At 71.6% G+C, this 15691-nt stretch carries 11 protein-coding genes and 2 pseudogenes; 1 reads left to right on the top strand and 12 read right to left on the bottom strand.

Translation table 11 applies throughout. From position 1 onward, the window contains the following. Window positions 1–14 precede the first annotated feature (14 nt). From murQ to AB3K78_RS03630, 6 genes are all read right to left on the bottom strand, one after another. Window positions 15–947: an N-acetylmuramic acid 6-phosphate etherase gene (gene murQ, locus AB3K78_RS03655; protein WP_416446278.1), complete on the bottom strand. Its 933-nt coding sequence runs from the start codon at window positions 945–947 to the stop codon at window positions 15–17. After that, entirely contained in the window at window positions 940–1947 is a 1008-nt protein-coding gene (locus AB3K78_RS03650; RefSeq protein ID WP_416447297.1) for an N-acetylglucosamine kinase, read from the bottom strand. The genes murQ and AB3K78_RS03650 overlap by 8 nt, the downstream gene beginning before the upstream one ends. Continuing rightward, window positions 1944–3365, bottom strand: a complete 1422-nt coding sequence (locus AB3K78_RS03645; protein WP_416446276.1) for a glycoside hydrolase family 3 protein — start codon at window positions 3363–3365, stop codon at window positions 1944–1946. The genes AB3K78_RS03650 and AB3K78_RS03645 overlap by 4 nt, the downstream gene beginning before the upstream one ends. After that, window positions 3362–4189, bottom strand: coding sequence for a carbohydrate ABC transporter permease (locus AB3K78_RS03640; RefSeq protein WP_416446274.1), 828 nt, complete (start codon window positions 4187–4189; stop codon window positions 3362–3364). The genes AB3K78_RS03645 and AB3K78_RS03640 overlap by 4 nt, the downstream gene beginning before the upstream one ends. After that, the gene (locus AB3K78_RS03635; RefSeq protein ID WP_416447296.1) at window positions 4186–5079 is read right to left on the bottom strand and encodes a carbohydrate ABC transporter permease; all 894 of its coding nucleotides are present in this window, start codon (window positions 5077–5079) and stop codon (window positions 4186–4188) included. Before AB3K78_RS03635 ends, AB3K78_RS03640 begins: the two co-directional genes overlap by 4 nt. A 94-nt stretch (window positions 5080–5173) precedes the next feature. Next, the gene (locus AB3K78_RS03630) at window positions 5174–6454 is read right to left on the bottom strand and encodes a sugar ABC transporter substrate-binding protein (protein ID WP_416446272.1); all 1281 of its coding nucleotides are present in this window, start codon (window positions 6452–6454) and stop codon (window positions 5174–5176) included. Between the two features lie 146 nt (window positions 6455–6600). Here AB3K78_RS03630 and AB3K78_RS03625 point away from each other — a divergent pair, with 146 nt between their 5' ends. Next, window positions 6601–9390 (top strand): FAD-binding and (Fe-S)-binding domain-containing protein, encoded by a 2790-nt coding sequence (locus tag AB3K78_RS03625; protein WP_416446270.1) that lies wholly within the window; start codon window positions 6601–6603, stop codon window positions 9388–9390. A 23-nt stretch (window positions 9391–9413) separates the two neighbouring features. Here AB3K78_RS03625 and AB3K78_RS03620 read toward each other — a convergent pair whose 3' ends face one another. From AB3K78_RS03620 to AB3K78_RS03595, 6 genes and pseudogenes are all read right to left on the bottom strand, one after another. Next, a complete protein-coding gene (locus AB3K78_RS03620) occupies window positions 9414–9875 on the bottom strand; it encodes a hypothetical protein (RefSeq protein WP_416447394.1) in 462 nt (153 codons plus the stop codon). 111 nt (window positions 9876–9986) lie between these two features. Then, window positions 9987–10319: pseudogene (locus AB3K78_RS03615) on the bottom strand (family 10 glycosylhydrolase); the annotation flags it as partial. Beyond that, window positions 10271–11050 (bottom strand): annotated as a pseudogene (locus AB3K78_RS03610) (glycoside hydrolase family 10 protein); the annotation flags it as partial. The pseudogenes AB3K78_RS03615 and AB3K78_RS03610, both read right to left, overlap by 49 nt. Window positions 11051–11347: 297 nt before the next feature. Beyond that, window positions 11348–12775 (bottom strand): serine hydrolase domain-containing protein, encoded by a 1428-nt coding sequence (locus tag AB3K78_RS03605; RefSeq protein ID WP_416446268.1) that lies wholly within the window; start codon window positions 12773–12775, stop codon window positions 11348–11350. Continuing rightward, on the bottom strand, window positions 12772–14223 hold the full coding sequence (locus AB3K78_RS03600) for a xylulokinase (protein WP_416446266.1): 1452 nt from the start codon (window positions 14221–14223) through the stop codon (window positions 12772–12774). Before AB3K78_RS03600 ends, AB3K78_RS03605 begins: the two co-directional genes overlap by 4 nt. Before the next feature lie 20 nt (window positions 14224–14243). Next, window positions 14244–15605, bottom strand: a complete 1362-nt coding sequence (locus AB3K78_RS03595) for an aspartate aminotransferase family protein (protein WP_416446264.1) — start codon at window positions 15603–15605, stop codon at window positions 14244–14246. Window positions 15606–15691: the final 86 nt, after the last annotated feature.

The following is a 15691-nucleotide window of genomic DNA, read 5'->3' as shown; positions in this document are numbered from 1 at the left end:
GCGCCGTCCCTTTCTCATCGCCCCGCAGCGGCCGCGGCCAGCGCCGCCCGGAGATCACCGGAGTGATCCTCGAGCAGCCGTGCCGCCTCCGGGAGCGAGCACGACGCCTCGTGCATCAAGATAGCCGCTTTCACCCAGCCGTCCGCGGCTCGGAGTACTCGTGTTGCGTCCGCCGCGCTCGCGCCGGTCGCCGCCATCACCGTTCGCTCGGATCGTGCGCGGAGCTTCTCGTTCGTGGACCGCAGGTCGACCATGAGCGCACCGTAGACCTTGCCGAGCTGAACCATGGACAGCGTGCTCAGCGCGTTGAGCACCAGCTTCTGCGCCGTGCCGGCGTTCAGCCGCGTCGACCCCGCCACCAGCTCCGGACCGACCACCGCCTCGATCGCGATGTCGCTCACCGCAGCGATGGCGGATCCGGGGTTGTTGGCGACCGCGATGGTCAGGCTGCCGCGCGCGGCAGCCGCCTCGAGCGCCGCGAGCACGTAGGGGGTGCGTCCCGAGGCCGAGACGCCGACGAGCACGTCGCCCGCGGCGATGCCGTGCTCGGCGACGACGCTCGCGCCCGCCTCGCGGTCGTCCTCGGCGTTCTCGATCGCCGAGCGGATCGCGGGTTCACCGCCGGCGATGATCCCGCTGACGAGCTCCGGCGCGACCCCGAAGGTCGGCGGCAGTTCGCTCGCGTCGAGCACGCCCATGCGCCCGGCGGTTCCGGCGCCGATGTAGAACATCCGACCGCCATCGCGCAACCGCGACACGATGCCGTCGACCGCCGCGACGATCTCGTTCGAGCAGGCCGCCACGGCCGCCGGCACTGCCGTGTTCGCCCGGTTCATCGCATCGACGAGCTCGGCCGTCGACATGGTGTCGAGGTCGCCGTAGGCGCCGATCGCCTCGGTCTGCATGCCCGAGAGCGTCTCCCGGAGCTGTGCGAGCGGGTCAGCCATGTCGCCGTACCTTCCTTTCGTAAGCCAGGTCCGTGCGCATCGCGATGAGCGCGATACCGTCCAGAGCGGTGCCCGCGGCCGGGACCGGGCGGCTGCCCGCCGACTCGATCGCCCGAGCGAGTCGGCGCGCCACGAGCGGGTGCTCGGTGATCCCGCCGACGACGCTCGTCTCGAGCGCGCCACCCGCGCGTGCGAGGTCGCTCAGGTGGTCGATGCCCTCGTCCACGATGGCGTCCGCGACCGCGTCGCCGTGCTCGGCGGCGCGCAGGACCTCGGGAGCGAAGCCGCCCAGCCGTGCGGCCGGCGCCTCCCCTGCCGCGAGCCAGCCCGGCAGGCCGTCCAGCGGGCCACCGCTCATCGCTTCGGCCGCGGCGCGCAGCGCCGTGCGCGGACCGCGGCCGTCGAAGTCGCGCAGCGCGGCTTCGAGGCCGCGCCGGCCGAGCCACTGCCCGGATCCGGCGTCGCCCAGCCACGGGCCCCAGCCGTCGATCCGGCGGAAGTCGCCGCTCGGATCGAGCACGATTCCGCAGGCCCCCGTTCCCGCGATGATCACGGTGCCCGCTCGACCGGCGAACGCACCCGCGTGAGCCGCGTAGGCGTCGGAGATCACCGCGGCGGGGCCGCCGAAGCGATCGCCGAGGAGCCTCGCGAGGCGCTGCGCCGCCTCGGGTGCGGACTCGGCGCCCGCGGCGCCGACGCCGATCGAGAACGGCCCGGGAAGCGCCCCGTCGTGCGGCGGGAGCGCCTCGATCGCCATCGTGATCGCTGCGAACGCCCGCTCCACGCCCTCGGTCTGGCCGAGCCCCGGAGCACCGGTGCCGCGTGCTTCGGCCAGGGTCCGGTCGCCTCGCCGGAGCTGCACGCGGCAGCTCGTCTTGCCCAGGTCGACCGCGAGGAGCGTCCGCTCGTCACCGGCGGGGCGAGGCTGCGCGGGCGCCCGATCGAGCCGCGCGGCGAGCGCCCGGGCGACCGCGCGATTGCTGCCGCGGGTCCGGATCACCGGCGCGTCGGTCTCGCCGGGCGTCCCCGCGTCGAGCACGATCGCGTCGGTGCGGATCGCTCGGACGTCGGCGATGAATCGCCGCTGCGCGTCCGACGACGGCAGCGCGTCGCAGAGCACGAACACCGAACCGGGATGCCCTCCGATGCGCGCGAGCTCGGGCTCCGTCGGCCCGTTCTCGGGGTCGATGGGCCGGGGCTCCGCGTCGAGCTCGACGGAGAACGGCTCGTTGCGCGCGGCGATCGCGCCGTGCGCGCCGCGACGGATGTCGAGCAGCAGTCGCGGCTCGGCGATGTCCTCGGCTCGGACGCCCGCGAGCTCGATCGCACGGTCTGCGATGCGGATGAGCTCGCGACAGCCGAGCGGCGCGACCCCCGCGTCGTGCGCGGCCCGGGCGACCCGGTCGGCCTCCCGCCTCGCGCGAGCGATGCGCTCCCCGCTTCCTCCAGGCGCTCGACCGGCAGCGCGCCGCTGCGTAACGCCTCGACGATGGCATCTCGGGTGCCCGTGAAGTCGTGCTCGTCGTCACCCGCCGAGCGTCGGTAGACGGGGGCCGGGTTTCCGAGGCACAGCAGGTCCGCGCCGGCGGCGAGGGACGCCACGGCCCCCGGCCCGACGCCCATGGTCTGCGAGATGGCCGCCATGTCGAGCGCGTCGGTCACGATCAGTCCGGTGAACCCGAGCTCGCGCAGCCGGCCCAGCACCGCCGGGTTGACCGTCGCGGGCGCCTCGCCGAACTCGGGGAAGATCACGTGAGCGGTCATCACCGCGTCCGCGCCCGCCTCGATCGCCGCGACGAAGGGCGGCAGGTGGATCGCGTCCATGCGCTCGCGCCCCAGTTGCACCCGGGGCGCGTCGATGTGCGAATCGGCGACGGTGTCGCCGTGACCCGGGAAATGCTTGACGCAGCTCAGCACGCCGCCCGCGCGGAGGCCCTCGACGCTCGCCGCGGTGTGCCGCGAGACCGTCTCGGGGTCGGCCCCGAAGGATCGCACCCCGATCACCGGGTTCCGCGGATTCGAGTTCACGTCCGCGACCGGGCCGAGCACCATCGTGGCCCCGCCGCGGCGCACGCGAGCGCCGAGCGCGGCGGCGACCGAGCGGGTGAGTCCGGGATCGCCGATGCGGCCGAGCTGAGCGGCGCCGGGGAACGACGATCCGGTGGCGGCTTCGAGCCGGGTGACGCTGCCGCCCTCCTCGTCGATGCCGAGCAGCAGCGCGTCGCCTTCGGCGCGGATCGAAGCCGCGAGCCGCGAGGTCCCGTCGGGGTCTTCGGGATCGACGTTGTGCCCGAAGAGGACGGCGCCGGGCAGTCCATCGTCGAGCCCGCGGCGCAGCCAGTCGGGAGCCCGGGTGCCCAGGAAGCCGGGCCAGAGCACCCCGCTCGCGAGACGCTGCAGGGTCGGATCGGCGCTCATCCCTTCACCGCCCCCGCGACGAGCCCCTCGGAGAGGCGCCGCTGCACCAGCACGAAGAAGATCATGACCGGGATGGTGATCACGGTGGAGGCGGCCATGACCGCGCCCCAGTCGTTCGAGTGCTCGCCGAAGAACTGTTTCAGTCCGATCGCGACCGTGTAGTTCTGGGTGTTGCCGCCGAGGAGGGTCATCGCGAAGATGAACTCGTTCCAGGCGGTGATGAAGGAGAAGATGCTCGTGGCGACGAGCCCGGGCATGACGAGCGGGAACATCACCGACCGGAACATCCGCCACCAGGACGCGCCGTCGAGATAGGCGGCCTCCTCGAGCTCGACCGGCACCGCGGCGACGAACCCGCGCAGCATCCAGATGCCGAAGGGCAGGGAGATCGCGAGGTAGACCACCACGAGCCCGCTCAGCTGCCCGAGCAGGCCGATGTCGCGCACCTGCACGAAGAGGGGGATCACGAGGACCTCGAGCGGCACCATCTGCACCGCGAGGATCAGGAAGAGCACCGCAGTGCGGAACTTGAACCGGAAGCGCGCGACCGCGATGGAGGCGAACAGCGAGAGCGCCCCCGAGGCGAGCACCACGATCACGGCGACCAGCAGAGAGTTCATGAGGAACACCCCGAACCGGCCCTGCTCGAAGATCAAGACGAAGTTGTCGAGCGTGAACTCCCGCGGCAGGAGCGCCTGCCCACCGCTGGAGGCGCGCTTGTCGACGGCGCTCATGAGCATCCAGTAGACGGGGAAGAGCGTGAACACGGCGAGCAGCGTACCGAGCACGCCGCGCAGCACGGTTCCGCGCAGCTTGCGGTTCATGCGTTCTTCTCCTCTTTCAGGATCGTGCGGACGTAGACGACGGTGATCGCCATGAGGAACAGGGTGAGCAGCACCGCGATCGCCGCGCCGAAGCCGTAGCGGTTCTGGCCGAAGGACTCGACGTAGGACCACACGCCCATGTTCAGCACCTGCCGGTTCGATCCGGCTCCGCCCGGCATCAGGTACACCTGCGCGAAGATCTTGAAGTCCCAGATGGTCGACAGGATGATGACGATCGCGAACACCTGGCGCAGCGAGGGGACGATGACGCTGAAGAAGCGGCGGATCGGGCCCGCGCCGTCCATCTCGGCGGCCTCGAGCATCTCCTTCGGAACGCCGAGCAGTCCCGCGAGCACGGTGACCGCGACGAAGGGGAAGCCGTGGTGCACCACGTTCAGCAGGGCGATCGCGTAGAAGGTGACCGGGTTCGTGAACCAGTTGACGGGCTGATCCATGAGCCCGAGCCCCATCAGCGTGCGGTTCACGATGCCGCCGTCGGCGTCGAAGATCCACACCCAGACGTAGGTGCCCGTGACCGCCGGCATCGCCCAGGCGACCATGATGACGGTGCCGAGCGCCCCGCGCCAGAACCCGCCGAGGCTGCGGAGCAGCAGCGCCACGAGCGTGCCGAAGACGACGGTTCCCACGACCGATGCCGCGGCGAAGAGCACCGTATTGGGGAGGGCCGCGGTCCAGAGGGTCGGGTCGCCGAGAATCTCGGCGTAGTTGTCGAGCCCGATGTAGTTGGACGTGCCGCTCACGATCTCGCGCAGGCCGTAGTCCTGCAGCGAGAACAGCACCACGCGGATGAGGGGCCAGAGCAGCAGGCCCGCGAGCAGCAGCAGCGCCGGGGCGAGCAGCAGCCAGGGGCGGAATCGCGACGCGAACATCGCGTTGCCTGGGGTGCCGATGGTCCCCACCCGCTCGGTGCGGGCGGGGACCGTCGGTCGTGTCGTCTGAGTCATGGTTCCTGAACGGTTCGGGCTACTTTTGGTTGAGCAGCTTCTGCATCTCGTCGGCGGCCGCGGTGCTGGCCTTCTCGACCGTCTGCTGGCCGGAGAGGATCGACTGGATCATCGCGTTCGTGGTCTGCTTCGCCTGCACCGCGCCGAACCTGGGCGAGACGGGCAGCGCCGAGCCGCCCTCGACGAACTGCTTGGCGAACGGCGCGACGAGCGGATCCGTCGACTTCATCGTCTCTTCGACCAGCGACTTCTGGCCCGGGAAGTAGCCGGACTGCGAGGCCCACTCCTTCGCGAACTTGCCCGTGGTCATGAGCTTCACGAACTCCCAGGCGAGTTCGGGCTTCTTGCTCGTGTTGAAGATGCTCAGGTGCGATCCGCCGAGCACGGACGGGCTGATGCCGCCGTCCTTGCCGGGGATCGTCGTCGCCGCGATCTTGCCCTTCAGGTCGGGAGCCTTCTCGATCATCGTCGCCGGGGTCCAGGAGCCCTGGATCGCCATCGCGACCTTGCCCTGCACGAAGTTGTCGAGGACGTCGGTCTCCTTCCAGGTGGTGGCGCCCGGCGAGGAGAACTGGTGCCGGGTCGCGAGACCCGTGTAGAACGAGAGGCCCTCGCGCGACTTCTCGCCGTCGAGTCCCGAGGTCCATTTGCCGTTCTTCTCGGTCGCGACCTCGCCGCCCGCGCCCCACACCCAGGGGTAGGCCGACATCTCGGCGTTGCCCGGGACCGCGAACGGGATCATGTCGGGTTTGGCGGCCTTGATCTTCTCGCCGGCGGCGACGATGTCGTCCCAGTTCTTCGGTGCTTCGATGCCCAGCTCGGAGAACACGTCGGCCCGGTAGACGAGCCCGCGCACCCCCGCGTACCAGGGCATGCCGTAGAGCTCGCCGTCGTAGCTGCCCGACTTCTCGAGGCCCTCGACCAGGTCCTTCTCGAGACCGCTCTTCTCGACGTAGGAGGAGATCGGCAGGAGGCCGCCGGCGTCGGCGAACTCCGCGGTCCAGGTGTTGCCCGTCTCGGCGACGTCGGGGGTCGTGCCGCCCGCGATCGACGTGACGAAGCGGTCGTGGGCATCGGCCCACTGCACGAAGTCGATCTTGAGCTTGGCGCCCGTCTCCTTCTCGAACTCGGACTTCACGTCCGAGAAGAACGCGTCGGAATCGGGGTTCGTCCCCTCCATGATCCAGACGTTCAGCGTTTCGCCCTTCCCCGATGCGCCATCGGTCTGACCCGATGCGCACGCGGACAGCAGCAGAGCACCGGCGACCACCGCGGCGCCGGCCAGAACACGCTTTTTCATGGACACTCCTCCAGGGTTCGGATGCGGGGCCGCACTGCCCCGCAGCATTCCGGAAACAGTCTCCAGCATTTCCAGGCGTTCTGCAAATAATTTCCAGAACGGCTACGCTGACCGGTGTCCAGCCCCGTCCGACGAAGCAGGGAAGCATGCCAGCGCCAGACTCCCAGACCCCGATTGCCTCGCCCGAGATCTCCGTGCGCGCCTCCGACCGGCGGGTCCGGGCGCACGATGCATCCCACTACCTCCTGGTCCCGCAGGCCGTCGCCGAGCCTCGCGATGCGGACGAGGTCGCCGCGCTCTTCGTCGCCGCGCGGGAGCGTGGAACGACCGTCACCTTCCGCTCCGGCGGCACGAGCCTGTCGGGCCAGGGCGTCTCCGGCGGACTGCTCGTCGACACCCGCAAGCACTTCCGCCGGACGACCGTGGAGGACGAGGGGCGAACGGTCAGGGCCGAGCCCGGGGCCACGGTGCGCCAGGTCAACGCGCGTCTCGCGCGGAGCGGGCGCAAGCTCGGCCCCGATCCCGCGAGCGAGATCGCCTGCACGGTCGGCGGCGTCGTCGCCAACAACTCGAGCGGCATGGCCTGCGGCATCGTCGACAACGCCTACCGCACGATCGAATCGCTCTCGCTCGTCCTGCCGAGCGGCACGCGGGTCGACACCGCGGACCCCCGGGCGACGGAACTCCTGGCCGAACGCGACCCCGGGCTCCTCCCCGGCCTCGGTGCGCTCCGCGAGCGCGTGCTCGCGTCGCCCGATGCCATCGCGCGGATCCGGCAGCAGTTCTCCATGAAGAACACCATGGGGTACGGCGTCAACGCGCTGCTGGATTTCGAGGATCCGCTGGCGATCCTCGAGCACCTCGTCATCGGCAGCGAGGGGACGCTCGCCTTCGTCGCCGAAGCCCGGTTCCGCACGGTCCCCGTGCGCCCGCACGCCGCGACCGCGCTGCTCGTGCTCCCCTCGCTCAGCACGGCGACCGCCGCGCTCCCGGCGCTCGTCGCAACGGGCGCCGCCACGATCGAGCTGCTCGACGCGACTTCCCTCCGAGTCGCGCAGCGCGCCCCCGAGGCGCCCCGGCAGATCGCCGAGCTCGACATCGAGGCGCACACGGCCCTGCTCGTCGAGTTCCAGGCCGACTCCGCGGAGAACCTGAGCAGCGCGCTGGTCGCGGCCGAGCCCGTCCTCGCCGATCTCACGCTCACGGTGCCCGCCGCATTCACCCGCGACAGCGCCGAGCGCTCGGCCCTGTGGCAGGTCCGCAAGGGCCTCTACACCGCGGTCGCGGGCGCTCGACCCGCCGGGACGACCGGGCTGCTGGAGGACATCGTCGTTCCCGTCGAGCGACTGCTGCCCGTCTGCGAGCGCCTGATCGCGCTCTTCGCGGTGCACGGCTACGACGACGCGGTGATCTTCGGCCACGCGAAGGACGGCAACCTGCACTTCATGATCAGCGAGGACTTCGAGGATCCCGCGCAGCTGGCCCGCTACGCGCGATTCACCGACGACCTCGTCGAACTGGTGCTCGCGCAGGGCGGATCGCTCAAGGCCGAGCACGGCACCGGCCGGATCATGGCCCCGTTCGTGCGCCGCCAGTACGGCGACGAGCTATACGGGATCATGCGCGAGATCAAGGCGCTGTTCGACCCGGACGGGATCCTGAATCCGGGGGTCCTGCTCTCCGACGACCCCGATTCGTACCTGCATCACCTCAAGCGCACGCCGAGTGTGCACGAGGCCGTCGACCTCTGCGTCGAGTGCGGATACTGCGAACCCGGCTGCCCCAGTCGCGACCTGACCCTCACGCCGCGGCAGCGGATCGTGCTCGAGCGCGAGATCGCGGAGGCGGAGGCGATCGGCGACCGTGCGCTCTCGGCGGAGCTCGCCGCCGACCGCCGGTACCGCAGCGAGCAGAGCTGCGCGGTCGACGGGATGTGCGCGGTCGCCTGCCCGTTGAGCATCAACACGGGCGACCTCGTGCGGGATCTGCGCGCGCGCCGGGCGGGTCCGTTGGCGAACGGCCTCTGGGATCTCGCCGCACGGGCCTGGGCCCCCGCGACCCGCGCCGGCGGTGCGGCGCTCTCGGTCGCCGCCGCATTGCCCGAGGCGCTGCCGCGGGGAGCGACCCGGGTCGCCCGCGCGGTGCTCGGCAGCGAGGCCGTGCCCGAGTACGACGGCGCGCTGCCCCGGGGAGGCGCACGGCGCCCGGCACCCGGCGGCGATCCGCGCACCGCGGCCGCCGTGTTCTTCCCGGCGTGCATCGGCACCATGTTCGGTCCGGAGGACGGCGGCATCGGTGCGACCGAGGCGCTGCTCCGTCTCGCGGAACGCGCCGGCGTCGAGCTCGTCATCCCGCAGGGCGTCGACGGCCTGTGCTGCGGAACTCCGTGGCACTCGAAGGGGATGGAGGCCGGCTCAGAGCGGATGTCGGAGCGCGTGCTCGGCGCCCTGCGCACCGCAGCCCCGTCGCTCCCCATCGTGAGCGACGCGAGCGCCTGCTCCGAGGGGCTGCGCAGCCTGATCGCCGGGGCAGGCGACCCCGCCGAGCTGCGCGTGATCGACTCGACGCAGTTCGCGGTGCGCCACCTGCTCCCCCGCCTGACCGTGACCCGCCGGTTGGGCCGTGTGGCCGTGCACCGCACCTGCTCGACGACCCACCTGGGCGCGAACGACGACCTGGACGCACTGGTCTCAGCCGTGGCCGACGAGGCGATCGTGCCCGTCGACTGGGGCTGCTGCGCCTTCGCCGGAGATCGCGGACTGCTGCACCCCGAGCTCACCGCCAGCGCGACCGCGCGCGAGGCCGCCGAGGTGCTCGCGGCCGAAGCCGATTGGCACGTGTCGGCGAACCGCACCTGCGAGATCGGCATGACGCGCGCGACCGGCGCGCCCTACCGGCACGTGCTCGAGCTGCTCGAGTTCGCGACCCGCCCCTGAGGCCGGGCCGCGAACCCGACCCGTCAGCGGGCCGCGCGCCGCGCAGGCCCGCGTCGCAGCGAGGCGAGGAGCAGCGCCGCGCCGGCGGCCAGGCCGAGCGCGGCGAGCGCTCCTCCGAGCCCCGGCTCCGGAGCTCCCGTGCTCGCCAGCGCCCCGGCGCCCTGCCCCGCCGAGCGCCCGGCCTCGGCCGAACCCGCCGCCGTGGCGAGGCCCGTGCCCGCTGCGTTCGCGCCCCCGGGCGCCGATGGCGTCGCAGGCGGCCGAACCGTCGGGCTCGGGCCGGGAGTCGGGTTCGGGGACGGGGTCGGCGTCGGACTGGCCCGTTCGGCCTGGGCGGGAGTGGGCACCCGGTCCGCATAGAACTCGCCGAACACGCGCTCGATGAAGCCGTTCTTGGCCCGGGCCGCGGCGAGCGCCGCGCCGTCGAGGCCGGCGGTTTCGCTCGGGATCAGGTCGTTGTAGCCGTAGAAGACGTCCCCGCTCACGTTCGGGAGGGCCTGGTTGAAGAGCACCTGGTTCGGGATCTCGTCGGGGTTGGTCCAGGAGGGGTCGCTCGGCCCGTTCTGCACGTGCTTGTAGTTCGCGTGCCCGATGTAGAGCCGCACGTCGGTGCCCGCGACCACGCCGTCCCACCAGCGGGCCAGCTCACCGTAGGGAGCGGCCGCCTGGTCGAAGCTCCAGTAGAGCTGCGGCACGATGTAGTCGACGAGCTCGTCCCTGACCCAGCGGTAGGTGTCGGCGAACACCGCCTTCGAATAGGTCGAGGACGAGGACGCCGGAGTGTCGGATCCGCGCGGGTCGACGGATCGGTGCTCCCAGATGCCGAACGGGCTGACGCCGAACTCGATCCGGGTCCCCGCTCGGCGTTCACCGTGTCGATCCCTTCGTGGATGCCGCGGATCAGCGCGGTCACGTTGTCGCGCCGCCACTGCGCGATCCCGTCCGCAGTGTCGGCGTACCCCGCGGCGAGCCCGTGGGCTTCGAAGGCCGCCCGATCCTCTCCGGCATCGCCGAAGGTCGTCGCGGTGCGGTAGGGGTAGAAGTAGTCGTCGAGGTGCACGCCGTCGACGTCGTAGCGCTCAGCCACTTCGAGCACACTCGCGACGACGTGCTCGCGCACCTCCGGCAGGCCCGGATCCAGCAGCAGCATGCCGTTGAACAGCAGCACCCGTTCCGGGTGCGCGACGGCGTAGTTGTCGGCCGACAGCAGCCCCTTCTCGGCGTAGCGGGCGACCGCCTGCGCGGCGGTGAGGCCCCGGGCCTCGTTCTCGGTGAGGTCGAGCGCGGCCAGCACGGACCCCGCGGTGATCGGCGTGGCGGTGACCCGGAACGGGTTGAACCAGGCGTGGTACTCCATGCCCCGGGCGTGGGTCTGCTCGATCATCCAGGCGAGCGGGTCGTAGCCCGGATCCCGGCCCTGCGCCGGTGCGAGGTACTGCGACCAGGGGTTGAGCGAGGAGGGGTACCAGGCATCGCCCGCGGGACGGACCTGGAAGATCATCGCGTTGAGCTTCAGCGCGTCGAAGCGGTCGAGGATCCCGGCGTACTGGCGTTGGAAGTCGCGCTCGTCCTGCGGCTTCGCCACGCTGATCTGGTTGACGGTCGGCACCCAGGCAGCCCGGAACTCGGCCTGCGGGGTCTCGTACGCGTCGGGGATCATCACCCGCTCGCTCGAGGACGAGGTGTAGTGCACCGGTTGGTCGGGGTCGTATCCGTAGTCGGATCCGTAGTCGGAGGCGGTCCCTTGCCGGACCCATTTGACGAGCCCGGTCGTCGAGCGGCCGTCGTCGGCCGCGGCGGCGGTGCCGCCGGTCAGGAGCAGAAGTGCCGCCAGCGCCAGTGCTGGGGAAAATTTCCGAGATCGAGTCATGATCAGAAAATAACACCCGAGTACGGGTTTGGCCAGACGGGTGACACCGGGGGTCGATCAGCCCCCGCCCGGTACGTCGATCCGTGATCAGCGGTCGGCGACCCTCGCGAACCGGCCGCCATCGCGCACGAGGATCTGGGCGACGCCTCCGATCACGCCCTCGAAACGGATCCGCTCGGGCAGCCTCGGGTCCGAACCGACACGGAACGTCCGAGCGCCCTCGTCCGGTAGCGCGACGAGCGGCACGTCCTCGGTCGGGGCCTCCACCCCGGCGTAGGCGCGGAGCACGAGACGCCCCCCGGCGTCCCGACCGACCTCCAGGTGCGGCACCCAGGGACTGTAGCTCCGGTAGGTACCGGCGACCCCGTCCGAGAGGGTGGGATCGAGGTCCAGCGGCCTCCGCGGTACGTGCAGCGCGAGGATCGGGTCCGCGGTTCCCGCGGCCGCGCCACGGCCCGCGAGCAGGGCAGCATGGCACTCCCTGGCGACGAGTTCGGCGTAGGGCCGCTCACCCGGACCACTGATCAGCACCCCGATCGACACCTCGGCGTCGCGGTGCGCGATGAGGAACGCGCCGTATCCGACCATGCCCCCGCCGTGCGTCAGCACGGTGCCGCACGGCGTCGGCTCGACGTTGATCCCGAAGCCGTAGCGATCGCCCGGGGCCGGCAGGTGCGGGCCGACGTCGAGCACGCCCTCGCCGCTCGGAGCAGCGGGCGCGGTCGCCAGCGCGACGGCTTCCCCGAGCCATGGTGCGGCCCCGACGAATCGTTCGGGCTCGGCGAACGCCCGCGCCAAGCGCACGAGGCCGGCGGCGGTCGCCGCGACGTTGCCGTCCGCGCCCGCCGGCTCGAGCCACGGCGCTTCGGCGAGACCGTCGCCGGGCGACCACGGCGCGTCGTCGCGCGGCGGCACCGTTCCGCGGCACAGTTCCCCGCGTTGCGCCCCGGTGATGCCAGTCATGGCGTCGCCGATGCCGAGCGGTTCGAGCACGAAGCGCTGCGCGATCTGCGAGTACGGCTGGTCGCAGGCGGCCTCGAGCGCGAGGCCGAGCACGACGTACCCGATGTTGCTGTAGTGGAAGAAGGCGCCGGGCCGACTGCCGGCGACGGTCTCGCCGAGAGCCAGGGCCTGCGCCCGTTCACCGGGCAGCGCATCGCTCCCGGCAATCCATCCCGCGGTGTGCCCGAGCAGGTGCCGCAGACTCGGTTCGCCGACGCCGACCGGCACCGCCAACCACGGCAGGAGCTCGCGCACCGGCGCGTCCAGGTCGAGCCGACCTTCGACCGAGAGCCGGGCTGCCGCGAGCCCCGCGATGCTCTTCGAGATCGACCCGATCTGGAGCCGCGCGCCGGCATCCATCGGGGCGCCGCCCGGGCCTGCAGTGCCGAAGGCCGCGGTCCGTTCGCCCTCGGGGGTGCGGATGGCGATCGTTCCGCCGGCGACGGGGGCGCGACGCAGCAGTTCCTCGCCACGGGCGAGCGCGGTCGCGAGTCCGCCTTCGAGCCCGCTCACCGCTGCCCGCCCGCGACCCGCGCCCGCTCGCGACGGAGCGCCGCTTCCTGCCGCTCTGCCAGCTCGCGCCACAGCGCGGCGCGCTCAGAGCGCGGGTCGAACCGATGCGGCGCTCCGTGCGTCCGCCCGATCGGCGCACTGCCGCAGGCGGTCGAGACCAGGTCCGCGGCGCCGAGCGCCGAGTGATCGGTCTCGACGAGATCGGCCTCGACGGGGCGACCGCACGCATCAGCGAGATCTTGCAGGAGCATCGGCGAGCGCGCCGAGCTTCCGGCGACGAGCAATCTGCCGTCCTCCGGCGGATCGATCACCGCGATGCAGCGGCGCGCCTCGAGCACGATCCCCGTCACGAGACCCCGCATGAGATCGCCGCGGGTACTGCCGAGGGTGAGCCTGGTGAATCCGCCGAACAGCCCCGTCTCCCAGAGCGCTCCCTGCTCCCCCGGACCCAGATAGGGCAGGACGAGCGGGGCGGAGCCCGGATCCGTTTCGACGGCCTCGGCGAGGAGCGCCTCGACGGACGGGGCGCCCGTGAGACCCGCGAGCCAGGCGAAGGCCGAACCGGTCGCGACGAGATCCATCTCCCAGCCGAACCCGTCGCTCGCGAGCGGGGTCACGAGCGAGCGCCCGCCGGGATCCGGCTCGGGGCTCCTGCGGGTCCCGAGGATCACGGTGCTCGTGCCCGAGATGATCGCAACGTCCCGGCCCGGCCGCGCGCCGAGCGCAACCGCCCCCAGCACCGAGTCCGCTGCGCCGAGCGCCACCGGGATCCCGCTCGGCACGCCGACGAGTCGGGCGACGCCGTCGACGAGTCCGCGGGTCTCGGTCGACGGCCGCACCTCGGGGAGCTCCGGCCAGTCTCCCGAGGCGTGAGCGCCGTCGGCGACGGCGCTCACGCCCGAGCCGACCGCGGTGCTCGGGTCGGTGAGCAGCACGCCGGTGAGGCGCGCGAAGACGTAGTCCTTGGCTCCGGCGATCCGTGCGATGCGACGGGCCGCCCCGGGGTCGGTCCGCGCGATGCGCCGGTACATGGGCACCAGGTACCGGCCGTCGAGGTGCTGGCCGGTACGCGCGTAGGCCGTCGCATCGGGATGCTGAGCCGCGAGCTCGCGCGCGTCGGTCTCGGCGCGGATGTCTTCCCAGACGACGGCCGGCCCGACGGGCTCTCCCGCCGCATCGAGGCAGACGAGCGTCGGCAGCATGGCCGACAGGCCGATCCCGATCCAGCGCTGCGCGGGCGTCGACTGCGCGAGCTCGCCGAGCGCACCGACCACGGCCGCCATCCAGTCGCCCGGAGCCTGCTCGGCCGCGCCGGCTTCCGGCCGCGAGGTGGGGTACGGCCGGCGCACGCGGGCGAGCACGCGCCCGGTTGCCACCTCGACGGCGAGCGCCTTCGCGCTCGACGTCCCCAGGTCGAGGCCGATCGCGATCGCGCCTTCGTGCACCATGCCACCCGCTCCCCGTCGTCTCACGCCTTCACGAACTCCCGAGCGAGCACGCGCATGGCGCCTGAGGCGGCCTCGAGCGTGTCGTCGATGTCACGATCATCATGCACCAGCGAGACGAAGAGATTCTCGAACTGGAGCGGATGGAACAGCACGCCGCGCACGATCATCTCCTCGTACCAGCGGGTGAAGACCCCCTCGCGAGTGTGCTTGACCGCGTCGCGCCAGTTCTTGATGGGGCCGTCTGCGAACCACAGCTGGAACACGGTGCCGAGACCCGTCACGTAGGCGTCGATGCCGTTGTCGTTCGCGATCGATTCGAGGCCTCGCGCGAGTCGGTCGCCGAGCGCGCGCTGACGCTCGTACAGTCCGGGCTGGGCGATCAGGTCCATCGTCGCCGACACCGCTGCGCACTGCACGACGTTGGCGTTGTAGGTACCCGAGTGGGAGTACGTACCGTCGGCGATGAGACGCATGGCCTCCCTCGTGCCGCCGATGGCCGCGACGGGGAAGCCGCCGCCGATGCCCTTCGCGTAGGTGGTGAGGTCGGGGATCACGCCGTAGTACTCGTGCGCGCCGCCCCTGGCGATGCGGAAGCCGGTGATGACCTCGTCGAAGATGAGCATCGCGCCGTACTTCCGCGTCTCCGAACGCAGCAGTTCGAGGTAGCCAGGCTCGGGCAGGATGCAGCCGGTGTTGAGCACGGCGGGCTCCGTGATGACGGCGGCGACCTCTTCGCCCCGCTCCTCCATGAGCTTCACGAAGCTCTCCGCATCGTTCCAGGTGAGCACGACGAGCGTGTCCTCGAGCTCGGCCGGCACGCCGAGGCCCATCGCGACGGGGCGCGGATGGTCCGCGGGTCCCGCCTGGTCGAGATCGACGTGGTTCGACCAGTACACGCTGTCCTGCCAGCCGTGGTACAGCCCTTCGAAGCGAACGATGATGCGGCGACCGGTCGTCGCTCGGGCGAGACGGACCGCCTGCCCCACGGCCTCGGAGCCCGAGTTCGCGAAGCGGACCTGCTCGACGCCGGGCACGGTCGCCACGACCTTCTCGGAGGCCTCGATCTCGAGCTCGTAGGGCAGGCCGAAGCTGGTGCCGTACTCGGTGATCGCCCGGGTCACGGCCTCGGTGACATCGGGGTGCCGGTGCCCGAGGATGTCAGGGCCGAGCCCCAGGAGATAGTCGACGTACTCGTTGCCGTCGACGTCGGTGATGCGGGAGCCGAGTCCCTGCTCCATGAACAGCGGGTAGGGGTTCCAGCCGTTGCGCGGCAGACGCGCGGTGCTGCCCGCGCCGCCGGGAATGGTGAGCCTGGCACGCTCGAAGAGCTCGCGGGAGCGCGAGGTGCGGTCGGGAAACGCCGAGGCGAAGGTGAGATCCATGTCATGCCTTTCACAGGAGGAGTACGGTCGTCGGTTCCGATCGCCGCAAACTTATCATACTAAGTATGATCAATAAAGGGGATGGG

Source organism: Leucobacter sp. HNU (genome assembly GCF_047946755.1).
Classification (GTDB): Bacteria; Actinomycetota; Actinomycetes; order Actinomycetales; family Microbacteriaceae; genus Leucobacter.
Note: the sequence above shows the minus strand (reverse complement) of the source record. Positions and strands in the feature narration are given on the sequence as shown.

Bases quoted from the DNA above. Each gene is read 5' to 3' on its own strand.
- murQ (WP_416446278.1), bottom strand. From the start codon at position 947: ATGGCTGACCCGCTCGCACAGCTCCGGGAGACGCTCTCGGGCATGCAG.
- AB3K78_RS03645 (WP_416446276.1), bottom strand. From the start codon at position 3,365: ATGAGCGCCGATCCGACCCTGCAGCGTCTCGCGAGCGGGGTGCTCTGG.
- AB3K78_RS03640 (WP_416446274.1), bottom strand. From the start codon at position 4,189: ATGAACCGCAAGCTGCGCGGAACCGTGCTGCGCGGCGTGCTCGGTACG.
- AB3K78_RS03635 (WP_416447296.1), bottom strand. From the start codon at position 5,079: ATGTTCGCGTCGCGATTCCGCCCCTGGCTGCTGCTCGCCCCGGCGCTG.
- AB3K78_RS03630 (WP_416446272.1), bottom strand. From the start codon at position 6,454: ATGAAAAAGCGTGTTCTGGCCGGCGCCGCGGTGGTCGCCGGTGCTCTG.
- AB3K78_RS03625 (WP_416446270.1), top strand. From the start codon at position 6,601: ATGCCAGCGCCAGACTCCCAGACCCCGATTGCCTCGCCCGAGATCTCC.
- AB3K78_RS03600 (WP_416446266.1), bottom strand. From the start codon at position 14,223: ATGGTGCACGAAGGCGCGATCGCGATCGGCCTCGACCTGGGGACGTCG.
- AB3K78_RS03595 (WP_416446264.1), bottom strand. From the start codon at position 15,605: ATGGATCTCACCTTCGCCTCGGCGTTTCCCGACCGCACCTCGCGCTCC.